Annotated in this window: 15 protein-coding genes, 2 tRNA genes and 2 rRNA genes; 7 read left to right on the forward strand and 12 right to left on the reverse strand. The window is 50.6% G+C overall.

Annotation, left to right across the window (positions count from 1 at the left end):
* Positions 1–9: 9 nt before the first annotated feature.
* Positions 10–705, reverse strand: coding sequence for an SURF1 family protein (locus tag M0220_RS17030; RefSeq protein ID WP_264018307.1), 696 nt, complete (start codon positions 703–705; stop codon positions 10–12).
* Here M0220_RS17030 and M0220_RS17035 point away from each other — a divergent pair.
* Positions 704–895 (forward strand): DUF2909 domain-containing protein, encoded by a 192-nt coding sequence (locus M0220_RS17035; RefSeq protein ID WP_030073188.1) that lies wholly within the window; start codon positions 704–706, stop codon positions 893–895. The two genes, M0220_RS17030 and M0220_RS17035, sit on opposite strands and share 2 nt — an antisense overlap.
* A 4-nt stretch (positions 896–899) precedes the next feature.
* On the opposite strand, the gene M0220_RS17040 is transcribed toward M0220_RS17035, so the two are convergent.
* The 5 genes from M0220_RS17040 to M0220_RS17060 form a co-directional block, all read right to left on the reverse strand.
* Positions 900–1,757, reverse strand: coding sequence for a cytochrome c oxidase subunit 3 (locus tag M0220_RS17040; RefSeq protein WP_264018308.1), 858 nt, complete (start codon positions 1,755–1,757; stop codon positions 900–902).
* Positions 1,754–2,344, reverse strand: a complete 591-nt coding sequence (locus tag M0220_RS17045; RefSeq protein WP_264018309.1) for a cytochrome c oxidase assembly protein — start codon at positions 2,342–2,344, stop codon at positions 1,754–1,756. Before M0220_RS17045 ends, M0220_RS17040 begins: the two co-directional genes overlap by 4 nt.
* Positions 2,345–2,376: 32 nt before the next feature.
* Entirely contained in the window at positions 2,377–4,023 is a 1,647-nt protein-coding gene (ctaD, locus tag M0220_RS17050) for a cytochrome c oxidase subunit I (RefSeq protein WP_030073192.1), read from the reverse strand.
* A 39-nt stretch (positions 4,024–4,062) separates the two neighbouring features.
* On the reverse strand, positions 4,063–5,178 hold the full coding sequence (gene coxB / locus M0220_RS17055; protein ID WP_030073193.1) for a cytochrome c oxidase subunit II: 1,116 nt from the start codon (positions 5,176–5,178) through the stop codon (positions 4,063–4,065).
* Positions 5,179–5,302: 124 nt separating this feature from the next.
* Positions 5,303–5,476 (reverse strand): DUF2970 domain-containing protein, encoded by a 174-nt coding sequence (locus M0220_RS17060; RefSeq protein WP_084180459.1) that lies wholly within the window; start codon positions 5,474–5,476, stop codon positions 5,303–5,305.
* Positions 5,477–5,606: 130 nt separating this feature from the next.
* Here M0220_RS17060 and M0220_RS17065 point away from each other — a divergent pair, with 130 nt between their 5' ends.
* Together M0220_RS17065 and M0220_RS17070 are read left to right on the forward strand one after the other, a co-directional pair.
* Complete coding sequence (locus M0220_RS17065) at positions 5,607–5,966, forward strand: hypothetical protein (protein ID WP_264018311.1); 360 nt, start codon at positions 5,607–5,609, stop codon at positions 5,964–5,966.
* 91 nt (positions 5,967–6,057) lie between these two features.
* Positions 6,058–6,273 (forward strand): hypothetical protein, encoded by a 216-nt coding sequence (locus M0220_RS17070; RefSeq protein WP_030073198.1) that lies wholly within the window; start codon positions 6,058–6,060, stop codon positions 6,271–6,273.
* Between the two features lie 38 nt (positions 6,274–6,311).
* Here the strand turns inward: M0220_RS17070 and hrpB are convergent, their stop codons facing one another.
* Complete coding sequence (gene hrpB, locus M0220_RS17075; protein ID WP_264018313.1) at positions 6,312–8,753, reverse strand: ATP-dependent helicase HrpB; 2,442 nt, start codon at positions 8,751–8,753, stop codon at positions 6,312–6,314.
* Positions 8,754–8,842: 89 nt separating this feature from the next.
* Positions 8,843–9,493 (reverse strand): TetR family transcriptional regulator C-terminal domain-containing protein, encoded by a 651-nt coding sequence (locus M0220_RS17080; protein ID WP_264018315.1) that lies wholly within the window; start codon positions 9,491–9,493, stop codon positions 8,843–8,845.
* 214 nt (positions 9,494–9,707) lie between these two features.
* Between M0220_RS17080 and xdhA the strand changes: the two genes are divergently transcribed.
* From xdhA to guaD, 4 genes are read left to right on the forward strand one after another with little or no spacing between them, the layout of a single operon-like run.
* A complete protein-coding gene (gene xdhA, locus M0220_RS17085) occupies positions 9,708–11,165 on the forward strand; it encodes a xanthine dehydrogenase small subunit (protein WP_030073208.1) in 1,458 nt (485 codons plus the stop codon).
* The gene (gene xdhB / locus M0220_RS17090; RefSeq protein WP_264018316.1) at positions 11,149–13,572 is read left to right on the forward strand and encodes a xanthine dehydrogenase molybdopterin binding subunit; all 2,424 of its coding nucleotides are present in this window, start codon (positions 11,149–11,151) and stop codon (positions 13,570–13,572) included. Before xdhA ends, xdhB begins: the two co-directional genes overlap by 17 nt.
* Positions 13,569–14,435 carry a xanthine dehydrogenase accessory protein XdhC gene (gene xdhC / locus M0220_RS17095; protein ID WP_264018317.1) on the forward strand — a complete coding sequence of 289 codons (867 nt, stop codon included), beginning with the start codon at positions 13,569–13,571 and terminating at the stop codon, positions 14,433–14,435. The genes xdhB and xdhC overlap by 4 nt, the downstream gene beginning before the upstream one ends.
* 7 nt (positions 14,436–14,442) lie before the next feature.
* The gene (guaD, locus tag M0220_RS17100; protein ID WP_030073213.1) at positions 14,443–15,756 is read left to right on the forward strand and encodes a guanine deaminase; all 1,314 of its coding nucleotides are present in this window, start codon (positions 14,443–14,445) and stop codon (positions 15,754–15,756) included.
* A gap of 291 nt (positions 15,757–16,047) precedes the next feature.
* Here the strand turns inward: guaD and rrf are convergent.
* From rrf to M0220_RS17120, 4 genes are all read right to left on the reverse strand, one after another.
* A 5S ribosomal RNA gene (rrf, locus tag M0220_RS17105) occupies positions 16,048–16,163 on the reverse strand.
* Between the two features lie 157 nt (positions 16,164–16,320).
* Positions 16,321–19,217, reverse strand: a 23S ribosomal RNA gene (locus tag M0220_RS17110).
* Between the two features lie 228 nt (positions 19,218–19,445).
* Positions 19,446–19,521: transfer RNA gene (locus M0220_RS17115), tRNA-Ala, on the reverse strand.
* A gap of 111 nt (positions 19,522–19,632) precedes the next feature.
* Positions 19,633–19,709, reverse strand: a tRNA-Ile gene (locus M0220_RS17120).
* Positions 19,710–19,792 lie beyond the last annotated feature (83 nt).

Below are 19,792 nucleotides of genomic sequence, written 5' to 3' on the forward strand. Positions count from 1 at the left end.
GCTTTCCCCTCAGTAACCAGTAAGACTGTCTTTGTGCAAGCGATAACCTCCTAATACCATGATTACTGCCGCAGCAAGCGCTAGCCCCCACCATTGAAATGCATACCCAAGATGACGACTAGGAGGCATTACGTTAGCTTCCCACCAAGGCGAAAACACTCCATCGCCTTGCTCAGCATGTAACCATCCGGAGTAAGTAAATTCAGGCAATGTTGACTCCCAAGGGGTTAAGCTGATCTGCTGCAGTCTTTTCCCTTCCCTGTTTTCGCCATACAACGGCCCACCTGGGCGAGCAACCTGCCACTCTCCTGAGACTGTCACGCTGCCCTCAGGAGTATTTGCTTCAGGCTCTGCTCTACTTGGCCCTGTTTCAATAAACCCCCGCTGAACAAGCCACAATTGATCAAAACTGTCTCGGAAAGGCGTCAGCACAGCAACGCCTAGACGTCCATCTACAATGCGGTTATCTAAATAGAGAGTGTGATCAGCAAGGTATTCTCCTTGTAAATGCAGCTCAGACCCTTCTTCTGGCATAACAGTAGGCGATTTAACAAAAGGTGCTGCTTCTCGAGCAGCTAACAAAACACGCTTGTCAGCGGCACGCTCCCACTGCCATAGTCCTAGTAAGATACCCAGCGAAACTAATACGCCCCAAAATACACACCAGACGTATAAACGTTGCGGCCCAGAAGAGGTTTTCGTCATGTGGTTAAAGCTGCTCATTGGCCTAGTTTTTATTGGAATAGTCGCTAGTTTAGCGGCCGGCGCGGGCTTCCTCTTGAAGGATGACAGCAACTCTCGACGGCTACTAGCATCCCTTAAATGGCGCATTGGACTAACATGCTTACTCATGGCTTTGTTAGTGATTGGCTTCTGGTCTGGAGAATTAGGCTGATTGTTTAAAAAACGTATACAAAAATAAATAACCCAACCCAGACAACATCGACAAAATGCCAATACCAACAAGATGCTTCAAAACCAAAGTGATGGTCGTTAGCAAAGTGCCCTTTCCATATCCGTACTAACATGCACGCCAGGATAATCGTGCCGACAATAACGTGGACTCCATGAAAACCGGTCAGAATAAAGAAGGTGGCTCCAAAAATTCCTGCTTCCAGCGTGATACCGTAGTGATGATAGGCTTCGTAGTATTCGACCCCCTGTATGACAATAAAGCAGCAGCCCAGTAATACTGTACCCGCCAGCCAATGCCTGCATGTCTTACGCTCGCCTGATTTCAACGCCTCATGAGCAACCGTCAATGTAATACTAGAGGTAACTAATATCAGTGTATTGACCAACGGCAATTGCCAAGGACTAAATACCCGCTCAGGCCCAATTACGGAGCTGTCTGGCGGGTTAAACAACGGCCATTGTGCAACAAATTCTGGCCAAAGCAGCGCAGACACCCCCTTGGCCCCTTCCCCTCCTAACCAAGGAATGGCAAACGTTCTCACGTAAAATAGCGCACCAAAGAAAGCCGCAAAAAACATAACTTCAGAAAAAATAAACCAGCCCATTCCCCACCGGAATGAGCGATCCATCTGGGCATCGTACAAGCCACTCATTGATTCGCGAATAACCTCTCTGAACCAAAGACCCATGACAATAATCACGCTAGCCATACCGATTAGCATTAGCGGAGTACCCGTGTCGTATACCAACTTGATCCCTGTACCCACCATCATAGCCCCGAGCGCCAGCGATCCTAGAATAGGCCATCGACTCGTTGCTGGAACATAGTAGCCGCCACTCATATTGAATCCCCTATTGTCTTGTTGTCATTCTTTGAGATGTCTTTTACTAAGTGATGAACTGGGTACAAGGTATACACTAGCGTTATCGTATTAATGTCCTCTGGGAGATCCCGCGCCAGCTGGAATATTAGAGGAATCGTCAAACGCTCATCCCCTTGTAGCTGCTGCTCTTGGAAACAGAAACAGCTGACTTTTCTTAAATGAGTCGTAGCGCTTGAAGGGGAAACACTAGGCACAGCCCGTCCCCAACTTTCAACCCGACTATTGTTGGTAAAGGTAAAATCGACCTCCGCTGTTTGGCCAGGGTGCACGCGCATTTGGCGATTTTCGACGCTCATTCTCCATGGTAAGCCTGCGCTACCTCGGGTAATGAACTGCACGGTGACATAGCGAGATTGATCAACTTCTTCATGAATAATGGCCTTAGCCGTCGTATCCACTTTGCCATTAAGACCCGTTACACGGCAAAACACGTCATAAAGAGGGACAAGTGCAAATGCGAAGGCAAACATCCCTATTAGCGCCGCTACCGTGCGAATGACCGTCCGTTTTACCCCCACTGATTGCACCGCATTACTTGATGCCATATATCCCCCTAGACCATTCACTGAGGCACAGCTTATTGGTCATGGTGATGGGTACGGTTAAAAATTGGTGGTGTCTCGAAGGTGTGCAGCGGTGCGGGACTTGGAACGCTCCACTCAAGGTCTTCTGCACCTTCCCAAGCTTTTGCAGGCGCTTTTTTTCCTCCCCTCACACACATCACCACCACCACTACAAAAATCAGCTGCGAAGCGCCAAAAAAGAATGCGCCAATGCTGGAAAGCAAGTTGAAGTCTGCAAACTGTAACGCATAGTCAGGAATGCGCCTTGGCATACCCGCCAAGCCTGCGAAATGCATGGGGAAAAACGTTAGGTTAACGCCAATGATAGAGCACCAAAAATGGCATTGAGCCAGACGCTCGTTAGGGTAATAACCGGTCCATTTGGGTAGCCAATAGTAGACGCCAGCCATAATGGCAAAAATAGCGCCTGGTACTAATACATAATGAAAATGCGCCACGACAAAGTAGGTATCGTGGTATTGGAAATCTGCAGGTGCAATTGCCAACATCAGCCCTGAGAAACCGCCAATGGTGAACAGAACGACAAAAGCCAAAGCAAACAGCATGGGCGGCTCAAAACTGATCGAGCCACGAAACAGCGTGGTCACCCAGTTAAACACTTTCACACCTGTTGGCACGGCAATCAGCATGGTCGAGTACATGAAAAATAGCTCTGCCGTTAACGGAAGTCCGACAATGAACATATGATGCGCCCATACTAAAAACGACAGCAGTGCGATAGCTGCCGTGGCGTACACCATAGACGCATAGCCAAATAAAGGCTTACGCGCGAAAGTGGGAATAATAGCTGAGACAATACCGAAGGCCGGCAAAATCATGATGTAAACTTCAGGATGGCCAAAGAACCAAAATAAGTGTTGGAAAAGCACAGGATCGCCGCCACCCGCGGCGTCAAAAAAACTGGTCCCAAAGTTAATATCCATGAGCATCATGGTGATGACGCCTGCTAGAACGGGCATTACTGCAATCAGTAGAAAAGCCGTAATTAACCATGTCCATACAAACAGCGGCATATCCATCATGCGCATACCAGGTGCGCGCATGTTCAAAATGGTCGCAATAATATTGATAGCCCCAAGAATTGAGCTAATACCTGCGATGTGCAGAGCTAGAATAAAAAATGTCGTAGAGGCGGGAGCATAAGTCGTTGATAGAGGAGCATAAAACGTCCAGCCAAAATTTGGCCCGCCGCCCGGCATTAAAAGCGTAGAAAGTAGCAATGTAAACGCCACCGGAAGTAGCCAGAAACTAAAATTATTAAGCCTGGGCAGCGCCATATCCGGCGCACCAATCTGAAGCGGAATCATCCAGTTGGCTAGCCCAGTAAACGCTGGCATTACAGCAGCGAACACCATGATTAGACCATGCATGGTGGTCATTTGATTGAAAAATTCTGGCTCTATAAGCTGTAAACCCGGCTGAAATAGCTCGGCTCTCACTACTAAGGCAAATATGCCGCCAACAAAAAACATGGTGAGAGAAAAAATCAGGTACAGAGAACCAATTTCTTTATGGTTGGTCGTCAGTACCCATCGCAATATCCCTTTGGGCTGAGCCGCATGGTCGTGATGAGAATGACCGCCAGCGGCTGCAGTAGAGCTATGTTGCAGCGGGTGTTGAGGAGGTAGTTTGGGCACCATGAGCATCTCCGCCTGATTTATTGTTGTAAGTACCTTAAATTATTGTGCAATACGTTCGGCCACCGCAGCTGGCTGCACCACATCACCTGTCTCGTTGCCCCAGGCATTACGAGTAAAAGTGACAACAGCGGCTATTTCGACAGGATTTAAGGTACTGCGGAACGCTGGCATTGCAGCACCGGAAACGCCGTTGACAATTCGATCGATATGCCAATCTAGGTCGTTAATTAATTGGTCGTTGTTGGCTAGTGCTGGAAATGCCGGCGGAGCTCCCTGACCTTCGCTTTGATGACATGAAGAACAGATGGATTGGTACACAGACTCACCTCGCGCCATCAAATCCTCCATCTCCCACTCTCGGTCAATCCCCATTGCCTCTTGCTCTGCTGCTTCTTTACGTTCTGCCAACCATGCTTCGAACTCTTCTTCCTCCATCGCATGCACAACCACTGGCATAAACCCGTGGTTAACGCCGCAAAGCTCAGCACACTGACCACGATAGATTCCCGGCTCGTTGATTTTCACCCAGTTTTCATTGATAAATCCCGGTATCGTATCCTGCTTAACGGCAAGTTCTGGTACCCACCAAGAGTGAATGACATCGTCCGATGTCATTAAAAAACGTACTTTCCGGTTAATCGGTAGAACCAATGGCTCATCTACGTCTAGCAGGTAGTGCTCATCTCTAGCTTCGCTTCCTCGAATTTGCTCCCTTGAGGTACTCATGTTCGATGTAAATGCAACATCTTCACCCAGGTATTCGTAGCGCCAGCGCCACTGTTGGCCGGTAATCATCACGTCTAAATCCGCTTCTGAAGAGTCGTACATACTCTTCAATGTCGCGGTCGCGGGCACAGCCATTCCAATCAAAATCAAAATCGGGATAGCGGTCCAAAGAATCTCGACAGAGGTATGCTCATGAAAATGTGCTGCTTTTGCCCCTTTTGAGTGTCTGTATCTAAATAATGAGTAAAACATTACCCCAAACACAACCACACCGATCACCACACACACCCAAAAAATGGCCATATGCAGGCCAAAAATATCTCGACTGATATCAGTGACACCTACCGGCATATTCCAGCCATTGGCATAAACCTGTGAGATACTTGAGGCACTGATAATGGTTAGCAGCCATTGCCACGTTAGGCGCATAGAAACCTCCTTTATTATTGTTGTTCTCGCCAACCCTTTTATTAGCTCAGGATTAACTGATTAACGTCAGTATAGAAAACATGTGGCATTCGTCACGAACAACCGTCGTGTTTGACTCAACGCTTCAGCGCGAGGCGATCATTGCGACCCCCACCAAGATCAAAACAAAGAGAAAAGTGATCGCAATTCCCGTCAAAATAAAGACAGTAGGCTTACCACTTGAAAAATCTTGCTGACGCTGGTGATCATTTTGCACACCCAAAAGTGCTGACAAAACTGACTTGACGACTGACCACATTAAATTGCTCCTCGATGCCAAGTATTTCGTTGCCAAATAGCCAACTGTTCCTCATTGCTTAGCTATAGTTGAAGATAGGCAACGTAGTAAAAAATGCCTCATAAATCGTATAACGTGTTAGGAGCAAGCGATGAACAGTTCAAACAAACAACAGGCCAACTCCGCTACTGAAACAAATCAAGATTTGTTGACTTGGTGGCACCGTTATTGGCTTTTGAGCACCATGCCTATAGTGCGTTGTCAGATTGCATGGCTTGAGAACGTGACGCAGGCTATGGCGTTAGAAGCTGAGCTTTTTCAAGCTATTGCCAAAAGCAATGAAAAACTGACGCTGTGCCTAACCGACAGCAAAGAAAACTGCACAGCTCAGGAACTCACTGAACATTATCAAGAAATGGTTAAAACACTGACTGACGCTAATCTTGAGCGCCTATCCAACGTGTCTCAACTTTCCCACGAATTTAGACGTAGTCTGTGGGAAGAAATTTAACCCGTTTGGATTAAGCTTGCGGCTGACTGTCGTGCCATTCACACTATGCCTGCTTTTTATAAGCAGCATTGGACTGGTGATGGAGCCTAATATGCCCAAATGTCGTGGATTTTTTTCGTTGTTCCCATTAATAGTCGTGGGCTTACTACCCTTGGCTGGATGCACTACTTATACATGGCCAGATGGGTCTCAAGAAACGGTGCTGGGAGTGCCCCCAGAGGAAGAAAACCGTCGCTATGAAGAGCAGCGCGCTGACGGGGTTCGTTATCGGCTACCGGGAGAAAATCCTGACACTCAAAAAGAGTGATCTTATCGTTGCTATGTTTTTACTATCAGGCGATATTTTTAATCTAGACGACGCTTGGTTAGCGATGTTGCCTGCGCAGTCAATGGATCTTCTGGCCAGGGGTGCTTAGGGTAACGACCACGCATCTCTTTACGCACCTCTGGATAGCCGTTCAACCAAAAACTGCGTAAGTCCTGAGTCACTTGAAGCGGTCTTTTGGCTGGTGAAAGCAAGTGAATGACGACGGGTATATGGCCATCCGCAACGAGGGGAGTATCCTGCCAACCAAACGCTTCCTGTAACTTCAGAGCAAGCACTGGAGGTCTCCCCACTAGGCACGGTCTATAATCAATTGATGCCTGATTACCGCTAGGCACCGTTATCGATGACGGCGTTAAATATTCAAAGCGCGTCTGTTCATCCCAACTTAGCGTTGACATTAAATAAGTATGGAACTGCATTTTTTCTAACTGGCTGAAGCGTGTTATACCCGCTAGGTAAGGAGCCAGCCAAACGTCTAAACTTTCTAGCAGCGCACATTCGGACCAATCAGGCCATTCACCAGGATAAGCACTCTCCAACAGCGTCATTCGGCCCTGCAACTGCTTAAACCTGTCATTAAAAAGCACCCCAGGTCGCTGCTTTAGTGCCTGAAGCAATGCTTGCTGTACAGCTTCTGCAGATAGCTCCGTCAAAGGACGGCTTGCCAACATAAGCTCACCATGACGCTGAACAGCTTCGCCGAGAAGCTTTCCTTGTACATCTGACCAAGTAATTCGCTCTTCCCACTGTTGAGTTGCAGGATAAAGGTCAATAAGCGTTGCCAACGCAAGAGGTTCAGCGAGATAAATAGCGGCTTCACTACTGGCGCTTTCGACGCTAATGGCGACAATGTACGCTTCGTTCGCCAGAGGATGGTGAATAGACAGTGTAGCCGTTTTGCCATTGGCAAGCTTGAACCGGCCAGGGCTAATAAGCTGGCCAATACGATCAGGGTAAGACAGCGCCAGTAGCGCTCCTAACGACTCTTCGGCTATGCCTCGCGGCAACGCCGTATCGGCAATGCCTGCCAAGCGCTTTGCATCACGCAGCCATTGAGGAAAGCGCGAAGGTTGACTAAACCGCTGAACTAACGCAGCTCTCAGCGAGCCATTAATACGCTTCCTGCCTTCTAACAAAGCCGCTAAAGCACAGGCAAGTGGCAATGTATTGAGCTGTTCAGCTTTCGATAGCATTACCGCTAAACGCGGTTCAACCGGCCAACGCGCACTTTGCTTGCCTAGCGGCGTTAACAGGCCCGCTGAATCCAGCATACCCAACTGACGAAGCAAAGCCTGACTACTTTGCCATGCGCCGTTAGGCGGCGATGTCATCCAACTGAGCTCATCTGGCGAACGCGCTCCCCACATAGCAACTTCAAGCGTTAATCTTGATAAATCAGCCTGTAGTATCTCAGGCTCACCGTAAGCTACAAGAGGCTGCTCCTGAGACCACAAGCGATAACATACCCCCGGCTGCTGTCTCCCTGCGCGCCCCCGGCGCTGATCAGCGCTGGCTCGGTTAACCCGCCGCGTGGTTAGATGAGTTAGTCCAGTGCGCGGCTGAAACAGAGGAACCCGCTCTAAACCAGCATCGATGACGACATTCACACCATCCACCGTTACGCTGGACTCTGCAATGGCCGTTGACACGATGACACGTTGGCGCTCTGCATGTGGTTTGAGGGCGGCTTGCTGTATTTCTATTGGCATGCTGCCATGCAGAGCCCGCACTTCAATCTCTCGTGGGCTGTTATCCAGCGCCTGAACCAGCTGGTTAATTTCAGCCATCCCAGGAAGAATAACTAATAGATCGCGACTATCTGACCTTGCCAGCGCTTCATCAACGACCCGTAAAGCGGCCGATGCGACACTTTCATCACCGGAGGCCGGCCGATAATACGTTTCCACAGGAAATTGCCGCCCAGTACTTTCAATCACTGGCGTTTCTTCGCCCAGCACCTTTTTTAAGGCTGCGACATCCATCGTGGCAGACATCACAATCAATCGTAAGTCATCGCGAATGCTTTGTTGGATATCCAGCGATAGCGCCAACCCTAGATCCGCTTCAATACTACGCTCATGAAATTCATCAAAGATAATCCCGGCAACACCTTCCAACAGCGGGTCATCCTGCAGCATTCGGGTAAGCACGCCCTGGGTAATAATTTCCAGGCGTGTTTGCGTGCTTACCTTACTGTCACCACGCATACGATAGCCCACTGTACCACCAACGGGCTCATTCAGCTGTTGAGCCATAAATGTTGCCGCCAGACGCGCCGCCACACGACGAGGCTCCAGCAATAAGAGCTTTTGCCCTTGCGCCCACGGGCACTCCAGCAGTGTCAACGGAACACGTGTCGTCTTACCTGCGCCAGGCTGTGCAACGAGTATGAGCCGGTTATGCGCACTCAAAGCAGCTTGTAGTGGCACCAGATGCTGTTCAATTGGAAGCGTAGGCATAGAAATGGTTTCTGTGGAGCTAAAGCGCTGTGGCAATAAGTGCCGTAAAGTAAGTACGGTCAAATAATGAAGATGATCGCTGACAGTGGCTAACTACTTGATATATTTGGCGGCTGGATACCGCACCCTTTCAAAATGACCTGTTCTAAAAATTGGCAAATAGATTCAAGATCCATTTCACTAAGCGCCTCTGAGCCTAAAATGCCGTTTACTTGTGCACTATATTCTGTGTAGTGCTGGGTAGCCGACCAAATCAGAAAGATAAGCCAGCGTGGGTCGACGTTATCCATTTTCCCCTGGATAGACCACTGCCTAATAATCATCGCACGTGAAGCAACCCACTCTTTCAACTCACCTGATAAATAGTCACTTAAAAACGGCGCACCGGCCAAAATCTCAGCGGCAAACAGCTTTGAACCTTCAGGATAGCGCTGCCCAAGTACCATTTTGGTGCGAATAAAATCACTGAGCACCTGGCCGGGGTCACTTTCTGGCGTGATATCTTCAAGTACCGCGTTCCAGCGGCGCATCATCCGGTTAAGCAAACGTACATATAGCGCCTGCTTACTACCCATGTAATATAAAATATTTGCTTTAGGTAACCCTGCTTGGTCAGCAATCGCCTGAAGGCTGGCGCCTCGATAGCCATATTGGGCAAATACCTGTTCGGCAGCACTTAGTATGGATTGCTCAATACGATCCCTGCTGGCGTTCTCATGATTAGCGGTATCAACCGTCATTGAGTAAGCTCCTGTAATAAGCACCGCTGATTAAGTGTCGTGGTCATTTCACTTAGTATATCGCTCCTATGGCGAACTAACGCTGCAAAATAGGGCGTATACGCATTTATTGCACTTTCAAAGTGCAATAAACAAAGCCTTGCAAGGCGCGTCATTTTGTCCCAAGCTCAACAATATTGACCGATCGGTCAGAACAATCATAACGGAGTTTGGCATGGCTACGATCGAGTTTCTACTCAACGGCACTCCTCACCAAAGAGACGTGTCTCCAGATACCAGTATTCTAACGCTGTTGCGTGATTATTTGGGCATTACCGGTACGAAAGAGGGCTGCGCATCGGGCGATTGCGGTGCTTGCACAGTAGCGATTAACAACCCAAGCGACGCGCAAAGCCGTTTTTTAAGTGTCAACGCGTGTATTACTCCCGCTCATCAACTGCACGGCCAGCACGTAATTACCGTCGAAGGATTAGCAACCGAGGGCAACTTACACCCCGCTCAGCGAGCAATGGTTGAGTGCCACGGCAGCCAGTGTGGTTTTTGCACGCCTGGGATTGTTATGTCGCTATTTACATTGCATGCCAACCAGCAGCAGCGCCCCTCGCCTCTTACACCAGAGACACTTGAAGCCACATTAGGCGGAAATTTATGCCGCTGCACGGGATACCGCCCTATCCGTGACGCCGCATTGAGTATGCAAGACTTCTCTTGGAAAGCACCACAGTGGTTTGAGGCATCCCAACAAGCCAGTCGACCGCTTCAGTCGCCCGAGCCAATCGCCGAAGATGAAGCGCTCTTTATACAGCCAACCACGTTAGCTGAGTTGACTGATGCAAGACATTGTTACCCTGCTGCACGCCTTGTCGCTGGCGCAACCGATCTATGGCTGGAAAACACTCAGCGCCTTACCCCATTGCACCAGCTGATTGATATCACTCGTGTGGAAGAGCTATGCCGTATTGAAGAGGCGTCTTTTCAAGCTCAACCAGGTTGGTGGGTAGGCGCTGGGGTTACGTACTCACAGCTCGAACCCTTATTAAATAGTCACTTTCCTGCGTTTGCACACCTCCTTCACAGGCTCGGTTCCCAACAAGTTCGTAACCGAGGAACGCTTGGCGGCAACATCGCCAACGCCTCGCCAATTGGAGATACTCCCCCTGTACTGTTGGCGCTCAATGCATGGGTAGAACTTACCAGTCATAACAATACTCGCCAGCTTTTACTGAGCGACTTCTTTATAAACTATAAAAAAACGGCACTGGCTGATAATGAAGTTATCAGTCGTATTTTTATTCCTCAAATGCCTGAACCCGCCACACTAAGGGTGTGGAAGCTTTCCAAACGACGCGAGGATGACATCACAGCGGTATTAGGCGCGTTTTGCTACCGTGTTAATAACGGTGTGATGGAGGATGTGCGCATTGCCTTTGGCGGTATGGCTGCTACTCCCAAGCGAGCTAGTCAAACAGAAGCTGCGCTAGAGGGCCAGCCCGTTTCTAAAGCTAATTTTCAAGCAGCCCAGCGAGCCCTTGCTGAAGAATTTCAGCCAATGAGCGATGTACGGGGTAGCCAATATTACCGAGAACAGGCTGCACTCAACCTACTAGAACGCCTCTACTTATCGCTTTCTTCACCCAACCAGGAGGTGATGCTCCATGCGTACGCTCACTAAACTTGATGGCGACAGCAGCCGAGCTCGTCGTGAGCTACATGACCATATTCAAGGGTCGGGCCCACTTGCCCGCCATACTGTCGATAGCCACGGTCAGCGACAAGCAGGCACCTCTAGCTTTCATGAAAGCGCTGAAAAACACGTTACCGGCAAGGCCACCTATATTGATGACCTTAAAGCACCGGCCGATGCACTGCATATAGCTTTAGGGCTTTCTCCTGTGGCACACGGTACATTAACCGCGCTTGATCTCGAAGCAGTTAAACAAGCGTCTGGCGTTGTCGATGTCATCACCTTTCAAGACGTACCTGGCCATACGGATATCGGCCCAGTATTCCCTGGCGACCCTATTTTTGTTGATCATGAAATCAGCTACGCAGGTCAGTGTATTTTTGCCGTTGCGGCCACCTCGCTCCAGGCTGCTCGCCGAGCGGTAACGCTAGCCAAACTAAGTATTGATGAACAACAGGCAAACCTCGACCCCGTTGCTGCCGCTGAACGCGATGACGTGGTTCGCCCTACCCATATTCAAGAGCGCGGCGATTGGCAAGCAGAGCTGCGCCAAGCCGAGCAAACGATTGAAGGCGAACTTTTCGTCGGAGGACAAGAGCATTTTTACCTGGAGGGCCAAGCATGCTTGGTTATACCCACCGAAGATGAAGGGGTCATTGTTCATACCTCTAACCAGCACCCCAGCGAGACTCAAAAACTTGTCGCTGAAGTACTGGGTATCCCCTTTCATGCGGTTACCGTTGAAGTGCGTCGGATGGGCGGTGGGTTTGGCGGCAAAGAAACCCAAGCATCCCCTTGGGCCTGTATAGCAGCCATCATTGCCCGCAGAACCGGAAAGGCCACCCGTTTACGTCTACCGCGAAGTGACGATATGCGCGCAACCGGTAAGCGCCACCCCTTTCATAATCGCTACCGACTAGCGATTGATTCCCAGGGCATTATTCAGGGCGGCGAGATAACGGTTATTGGGGACTGTGGCTACTCGCCTGATCTATCAGATGCCATTGTTGACCGCGCAATGTTCCATGCCGACAACGCTTATTCATTAGGCAGTGCCCGCGTGACCGGACATCGTGCTAAGACCCATACCGCTTCTAACACCGCCTTTAGGGGTTTCGGCGGCCCTCAGGGCATGATGATTATCGAAGCTGCAATGGACGATATCGCGCGCAACGTCGGTGAAGACCCTCTCACCATACGCAAACGCAACTTCTATCGCGAAGGACGTGATGTTACCCACTACGGCCAGCAAGTGGATCAAAAACAACTGTTACATACGCTGGTAGACAAACTGGAAACAAGTAGCGACTACTGGGCGCGCCGCGCGGCGATTAAGGCATTTAATACCCACAGCCCCATTATTAAAAAAGGGCTTGCGCTAACGCCCGTTAAATTTGGCATCTCATTTACCGCCCAGCATCTTAACCAAGCCGGTGCTCTGCTGCATGTATATACCGATGGCAGCATCATGATCAATCACGGCGGCACCGAAATGGGGCAAGGTCTACACACCAAGATTTGCCAAGTGGTCGCTCGCGAGCTTGGCTTGGATTTAGATAGCGTACGCATTAGTGCCACTCGCACGGATAAAGTACCCAATACGTCCCCTACGGCGGCCTCAAGCGGTGCCGACCTTAATGGCATGGCCGCGCGAGACGCTGCCAGCAAATTACGCAAAAGGTTGTTCGACTTTGCCGCGATGCATTTTGAGGGCGGCTTAGACCGAGAAGGCATGCGTCTGGAAGATGGCCTGCTAATTGCTGGTATTGGAGAGAGCGAGCATCGCATCCCCTGGGGAGAGCTTATACAAACAGCCTATCTCAATCGCATCTCGCTTTCAGAAAAAGGCTTTTATGCCACACCACTGATTCATTACAACCGCGCGACGGGCCAAGGCCGCCCTTTTTATTATTACGCGTTTGGAGCAGCCGTTGCTGAAGTAAGTGTTGATACATTGAGCGGCGAATACTTAGTCGACCGTGTTGATGTGCTGCATGACGTTGGCAATTCGCTCAACCCAGCGATTGATATTGGCCAGGTAGAAGGCGGCTTTATCCAGGGAATGGGCTGGCTCACCAGTGAAGAGCTTAAGTGGAACGAAAAAGGTGTGCTAGTGAGCGACGGTCCTGCAACTTACAAGATACCTACGTTTGGCGACCTTCCCGATATTTTTAACGTTGAGCTACTGGAAGGCCACCCTAACTCCATGGCAAGCCTGTATCGCTCCAAAGCTGTTGGTGAGCCACCATTTATGCTTGGTATCTGTGTATGGTCTGCACTACGTGATGCCCTTTCAAGCTTAACCAATTACCAAGCTTCTCCCCATCTGGATACTCCAGCAACCCCTGAGCGGGTAATGCTGGCTGCCAACGCAATTAGAGAAAAGGCGCTATGACTTTACACGCGTCTGAAACTTGGCACGCGGCGCTCGATCGACTGCAGCGCAGCGGTGCTCCCCATGTATTAGCCACCCAGGTAACCAGCGCGGGTTCCACCCCGCGCGAGCCTGGCGCGCGCATGGTAATCACCCAGGAGACGGTTTATGACACGCTAGGCGGGGGCACTTTTGAGTGGCAAACCATCAACGCTGCCCGAGAGTTTTTGCAGCAAGGTCGTACAGGCTTTCACTTAGAGTCATTTTCCCTAGGTGGGCGCAGCGGCCAGTGCTGTGGTGGTTTTGTTAATGTGCTGCTGGAAGTGTTCCCTGGCGCTACTGTGAATATCGCCCTGTTTGGTGCAGGCCATGTAGGGCGTGAAATCGTTAAGCTTAGCGCCCCGCTACCCTGGCAAATACACTGGTTCGATAGCCGTGCTGATGTATTCCACGAACAGGATAGGCGGCAACCACGACTCAGCTGCCACACGCTAAGTAGTACACAGGAAGGCACTGCAGCCCTGCCTCCCTACTGTCATACACTGGTATTAACTCACAATCATGATGAAGATTATGCCCTTATCACTGCTTTACTGCAGCGCCGTGATATTGCCTCGATAGGATTAATCGGCTCGGATAGTAAGTGGGCAAGCTTTCGGGGACGGCTGCAGCGCGAGGGCTACTCCGCTGAGGAAATCGAGCGCGTACGCAGTCCCATTGGCGCTGTTCATAACACTAAGCTTAGCAATAAAACCCCCTATGCCATTGCTTTGACGGTAGTAACCGAACTGCTATGGCTCACAGACAAGCCAGCCTCACTAGAAACGCGCGGCCTTGAGCCTAACGCTTTACGTACACTTATTGACGATACGAAAACGACCTAGAGTTAATATGAATTCCCCAATCGATACGTTTATTCGCGCTGAAGTTGTCAGTTTTGCACGTGACCCAGGTGATGATGATCTGCCCCAGTCAGGTAGCCTTGAGCATTATGGCGACGGGTTACTTTGGCTAAAAGGCAGTCATGTTCATGCTGTCGGCCACTATGGTGATCTCTCTCAACAACTGCCAAGTGGCGCCCACGTCATTGATTATCGCGGCAAGTTGATTATGCCTGGCTTTATCGATACCCACGTACACTATGTGCAGCTAGATATCATGGCTTCTTATGGCCGACAGCTACTTGATTGGCTAAATGATTATACGTTTCCTGAAGAGTGCCGTTTTGCCAATCATGCGCATGCAGAAGCGCTATCGAACGCTTTTCTAGATGAAATGCTTCGCGCAGGAACGACAACAGCCCAAGTATTTGGCTCCAGTCACCCTGGCTCAGTGGATGCGTTCTTCACCGCCTGCCAAAAACGTCAGCTACGTATGCTGGTCGGCAAGGTATTGATGGATCGTAACGCGCCAGATGCTCTGATGGATGGCGTGTCGGGAATTGCAGACAGTGAGCGCCTTATTCAAGACTGGCATGGCAATGGCCGACTAGGCTATAGCGTCACACCACGCTTTGCGCCTACCTCCACCAAAATGCAAATGGACGCTGCCGGCGCCCTTCTGCGTAATGACCCAAGCCTTTGGCTACAAACTCATTTAGCTGAAAATAGCGGGGAATTAGACTGGGTAGCCGAGTTATTTCCCGGCAGCCGAGACTACTTAGCCGTTTATGAAGAAGCAGGGTTAGTTGGTCCTCGTAGCACCTTCGCCCACGGCATACACCTGGATAATGGTATGCGTAAACGCTTGGCTGATCGAGGCGCCAATATTGCCTTTTGCCCAAGCTCCAATCTTTTCTTGGGCAGCGGATTATTTGACCGAGAAGCCGCCAAACAGACCGGCATGGCATTTACCTATGCCAGCGATATCGGCGCAGGCACCGATTTATCAGGGTTTGGAACGCTGAAAGCAGCTTATCAAGTGGGCCAATTAGGCGGACAGCCGCTTACCGCATGGCAAGGTTTTTATGGTTTAACCCATGGCAATGCAAAAGCGCTCTCCCTAGATACCCATATCGGTCAACTTGCACCGTCTTATGAAGCAGATTTTGTAGTGATTGACCCTCATGCGACACCACTGCTGACACGCCGCATCCAACATTGCACAACGCTTGGCGAACGATTATTTGCACTAATGATGCTCGCTGATGATCGCGCTATCTATGAAACTTGGGCAAATGGGCAGTGCCAACACCAACGGGATTAATTTTAAAATTTAAAATCCTCCAAACGGATACCTTTAAGGATTTCCAGACGGCACTCGTCATTCCCGCAGGCCAGGTCAAGGTCAAGGTGGATTCCCGATACCCCCACTCGGGAATGACGGTGTGGTGACTCGGGAGTAATGGTGCGGTGACTCGGGAACGACGTGCGGTGACTGAATGACGTATGGTGCACGCGTCGGGAGGGGGCCACGTTGTTAGAGAAGGCTAGGGGTGTTTTTTCTTTCTGAACGCAAAAAACCCAGCCGGGTGGCTGGGTTTCTTGTTTAATAAGTGCCTGACGATGACCTACTCTCGCATGGGGAGACCCCACACTACCATCGGCGCTAAGCGGTTTCACTGCTGAGTTCGGCATGGGATCAGGTGGTTCACGCTCGCTATGGTCGTCAGGCGTAACAGGTAATGCATATCATGCTGACAATGTTTTGTGTCGTCTCTTTCGTCTTAAGCCTGTCGTGTATCACGGTGGGCTTAATCCGCGTATCCGGTTTTCTAAGTGTTGTCACACTCGTTTCGTTATCACTGCGACCAGACCCCTTGGGTGTTATAGGGTCAAGCCTCACGGGCCATTAGTACACGTTAGCTCAACGCCTTGCAGCGCTTCCACACCGTGCCTATCAACCAGCTGGTCTCGCTGGGCCCTTCAGGAGGCTCTAGGCCTCAGGGATGTCTCATCTTGAAGGGGGCTTCCCGCTTAGATGCTTTCAGCGGTTATCCCGTCCGCACATAGCTACCCGGCAATGCCACTGGCGTGACAACCGGAACACCAGAGGTGCGTCCACTCCGGTCCTCTCGTACTAGGAGCAGCCCTTCTCAAACATCCAACGCCCACGGCAGATAGGGACCGAACTGTCTCACGACGTTCTAAACCCAGCTCGCGTACCACTTTAAATGGCGAACAGCCATACCCTTGGGACCGACTTCAGCCCCAGGATGTGATGAGCCGACATCGAGGTGCCAAACACCGCCGTCGATGTGAACTCTTGGGCGGTATCAGCCTGTTATCCCCGGAGTACCTTTTATCCGTTGAGCGATGGCCCTTCCATACAGAACCACCGGATCACTAGAACCTGCTTTCGCACCTGCTCGACGTGTCTGTCTCGCAGTCAAGCACCCTTATGCTCTTGCACTCACTGCACGATGTCCGACCGTGCTGAGGGTACCTTCGTGCTCCTCCGTTACTCTTTGGGAGGAGACCGCCCCAGTCAAACTACCCACCACACACTGTCCTCGATCCGGATAACGGACCTGAGTGAGAACGCCAATGATGCCAGGCTGGTATTTCAAGGTTGGCTCCGCTCGAACTGGCGTCCGAGGTTCAAAGCCTCCCAGCTATCCTACACAGGCAACATCAGCGTCCAGTGTGAAGCTATAGTAAAGGTTCACGGGGTCTTTCCGTCTAGCCGCGGGTACACCGCATCTTCACGGCGATTTCAATTTCACTGAGTCTCGGGTGGAGACAGCGTGGCCATCATTACGCCATTCGTGCAGGTCGGAACTTACCCGACAAGGAATTTCGCTACCTTAGGACCGTTATAGTTACGGCCGCCGTTTACCGGGGCTTCAATCAAGAGCTTCGCCTTACGGCTAACACCATCATTTAACCTTCCGGCACCGGGCAGGCGTCACACCCTATACGTCCGCTTGCGCGTTAGCAGAGTGCTGTGTTTTTACTAAACAGTTGCAGCCACCTGGTATCTTCGACCGGTTCGGGCTTGGAGAGCAAGTCTCGTCACCCTACGCCGGCGTGCCTTCTCCCGAAGTTACGGCACCATTTTGCCTAGTTCCTTCACCCGAGTTCTCTCAAGCGCCTTGGGATTCTCACCCTGACCACCTGTGTCGGTTTGGGGTACGGTCGCACATGATCTGAAGCTTAGAGGCTTTTCCTGGAAGCGTGGCATCAATGACTTCCTGACCGTGGTCAGTTCGTTTCGTGTCTCGGCCTTAGAGCATCCCGGATTTACCTAGGACACCAGCCTACTCACTTTCACCAGGACAACCAACGCCTGGCTCACCTAGCCTTCTCCGTCCCCCCATCGCAATCATGTCCGGTACGGGAATATTGACCCGTTTCCCATCGACTACGCCTTTCGGTCGGCCTCGCCTTAGGGGCCGACTCACTCTGCTCCGATTAGCGTCGAACAGAAACCCTTGGTCTTCCGGCGAGGGAGTTTTTCACTCCCTTTATCGTTACTCATGTCAGCATTCGCACTCGTGATACCTCCAGCGAACTTCTCAATTCACCTTCATTGGCTTACACGACGCTCCTCTACCGCTCATCCAGAGGATGAACCCGTAGCTTCGGTACCTGGTTTAGCCCCGTTACATCTTCCGCGCAGGCCGACTCGACTAGTGAGCTATTACGCTTTCTTTAAAGGATGGCTGCTTCTAAGCCAACCTCCTAGCTGTCTGAGCCTTCCCACATCGTTTCCCACTTAACCAGGATTTCGGGACCTTAGCTGACGGTCTGGGTTGTTTCCCTTTTCACGACGGACGTTAGCACCCGCCGTGTGTCTCCCACGCTCGCACTCACCGGTATTCGGAGTTTGCCTCGGGTTGGTAAGTCGGGATGACCCCCTAGCCGAAACAGTGCTGCTCCCCCGGTGGTGATACGTGAGGCGCTACCTAAATAGCTTTCGAGGAGAACCAGCTATCTCCGAGCTTGATTAGCCTTTCACTCCGATCCACAAGTCATCCAAATCTTTTTCAACAGATCCTGGTTCGGGCCTCCAGTTGATGTTACTCAACCTTCACCCTGCTCATGGATAGATCGCTCGGTTTCGGGTCTATATCCAGCGACTGTGTCGCCCAGTTAAGACTCGGTTTCCCTACGGCTCCCCTAAACGGTTAACCTCGCCACTGAATATAAGTCGCTGACCCATTATACAAAAGGTACGCAGTCACAGAACAAGTCTGCTCCTACTGCTTGTACGCACACGGTTTCAGGATCTATTTCACTCCCCTCTCCGGGGTTCTTTTCGCCTTTCCCTCACGGTACTGGTTCACTATCGGTCAGCCAGGAGTATTTAGCCTTAGAGGATGGTCCCCCCGTCTTCAGTCAAGGTTTCTCGTGCCCCGACCTACTCGATTTCACATGATCAGATTTTCGACTACGGGGCTATCACCCGCTGCGGCCGAGCTTCCCAGCTCGTTCGTCTAATCAGTCACATGCTTAAGGGCTGGTCCCCGTTCGCTCGCCGCTACTAGGGGAATCTCGGTTGATTTCTTTTCCTCAGGGTACTTAGATGTTTCAGTTCCCCTGGTTCGCCTCTTACGCCTATATATTCAGCGTAAGATACTCATCTTATGATGAGTGGGTTTCCCCATTCAGAGATGCCCGGGTCACAGGTTGTTTGCCACCTCGCCGAGCCTTATCGCAGGCTACCACGTCTTTCATCGCCTCTGGCTGCCTAGGCATCCACCGTGTGCGCTTCATTGCTTGACCCTATAACCCGAAGGAGTCTGGGGTTCGCAATGATAACGATTGCCGGATACGCTTGAGACGTATCACAAAACAATTACGTATAAACACTTCAAAGAAGCGTTTATGTCAGCATGATATACATTGTTAAAGAGCAGCTGTTCAATGAACAGTGAAGAAGACGTTTAATGTCGTGCTTATCAATGGTCACGAAACAATCACAAACGGGTCTTACACTTAACGTTAAGACAATGGTGGAGCCAAGCGGGATCGAACCGCTGACCTCCTGCGTGCAAGGCAGGCGCTCTCCCAGCTGAGCTATGGCCCCATTGTTTTTGCTGATCTTACCTCTTGCCATTAATTTCTGTGAGACAAGGCAAGATGCGACGACGTATAGCCTGCTATACGAGGAGCATTTTAACGCCGTATCACAGGAATTTGGTGGGTCTGGGCAGACTTGAACTGCCGACCTCACCCTTATCAGGGGTGCGCTCTAACCAACTGAGCTACAGACCCAAGAGGGGATCGTGCTTAAACCGTTTGCTCTATTATCTGATCAGGTAATTCATTGTGAGCGCTTACCGCGAGGGATGATGCAT

This window comes from Halomonas qinghailakensis (assembly GCF_025820815.1).
Lineage (GTDB): Bacteria > Pseudomonadota > Gammaproteobacteria > Pseudomonadales > Halomonadaceae > Vreelandella > Vreelandella qaidamensis.

What these genes read in the sequence shown, in the direction of transcription:
- M0220_RS17035 (WP_030073188.1), top strand. Translation starts at nt 704, where the DNA reads ATGTGGTTAAAGCTGCTCATTGGCCTAGTTTTTATTGGAATAGTCGCT.
- coxB (WP_030073193.1), bottom strand. Translation starts at nt 5,178, where the DNA reads ATGCGCCTAACGTGGCAATGGCTGCTAACCATTATCAGTGCCTCAAGT.
- M0220_RS17060 (WP_084180459.1), bottom strand. Translation starts at nt 5,476, where the DNA reads ATGTGGTCAGTCGTCAAGTCAGTTTTGTCAGCACTTTTGGGTGTGCAA.
- M0220_RS17065 (WP_264018311.1), top strand. Translation starts at nt 5,607, where the DNA reads ATGAACAGTTCAAACAAACAACAGGCCAACTCCGCTACTGAAACAAAT.
- xdhA (WP_030073208.1), top strand. Translation starts at nt 9,708, where the DNA reads ATGGCTACGATCGAGTTTCTACTCAACGGCACTCCTCACCAAAGAGAC.
- M0220_RS17030 (WP_264018307.1), bottom strand. Translation starts at nt 705, where the DNA reads ATGACGAAAACCTCTTCTGGGCCGCAACGTTTATACGTCTGGTGTGTA.
- M0220_RS17070 (WP_030073198.1), top strand. Translation starts at nt 6,058, where the DNA reads ATGCCCAAATGTCGTGGATTTTTTTCGTTGTTCCCATTAATAGTCGTG.
- ctaD (WP_030073192.1), bottom strand. Translation starts at nt 4,023, where the DNA reads ATGGTGCCCAAACTACCTCCTCAACACCCGCTGCAACATAGCTCTACT.
- M0220_RS17040 (WP_264018308.1), bottom strand. Translation starts at nt 1,757, where the DNA reads ATGAGTGGCGGCTACTATGTTCCAGCAACGAGTCGATGGCCTATTCTA.
- M0220_RS17045 (WP_264018309.1), bottom strand. Translation starts at nt 2,344, where the DNA reads ATGGCATCAAGTAATGCGGTGCAATCAGTGGGGGTAAAACGGACGGTC.
- guaD (WP_030073213.1), top strand. Translation starts at nt 14,443, where the DNA reads ATGAATTCCCCAATCGATACGTTTATTCGCGCTGAAGTTGTCAGTTTT.
- hrpB (WP_264018313.1), bottom strand. Translation starts at nt 8,753, where the DNA reads ATGCCTACGCTTCCAATTGAACAGCATCTGGTGCCACTACAAGCTGCT.
- M0220_RS17080 (WP_264018315.1), bottom strand. Translation starts at nt 9,493, where the DNA reads ATGACGGTTGATACCGCTAATCATGAGAACGCCAGCAGGGATCGTATT.
- xdhB (WP_264018316.1), top strand. Translation starts at nt 11,149, where the DNA reads ATGCGTACGCTCACTAAACTTGATGGCGACAGCAGCCGAGCTCGTCGT.
- xdhC (WP_264018317.1), top strand. Translation starts at nt 13,569, where the DNA reads ATGACTTTACACGCGTCTGAAACTTGGCACGCGGCGCTCGATCGACTG.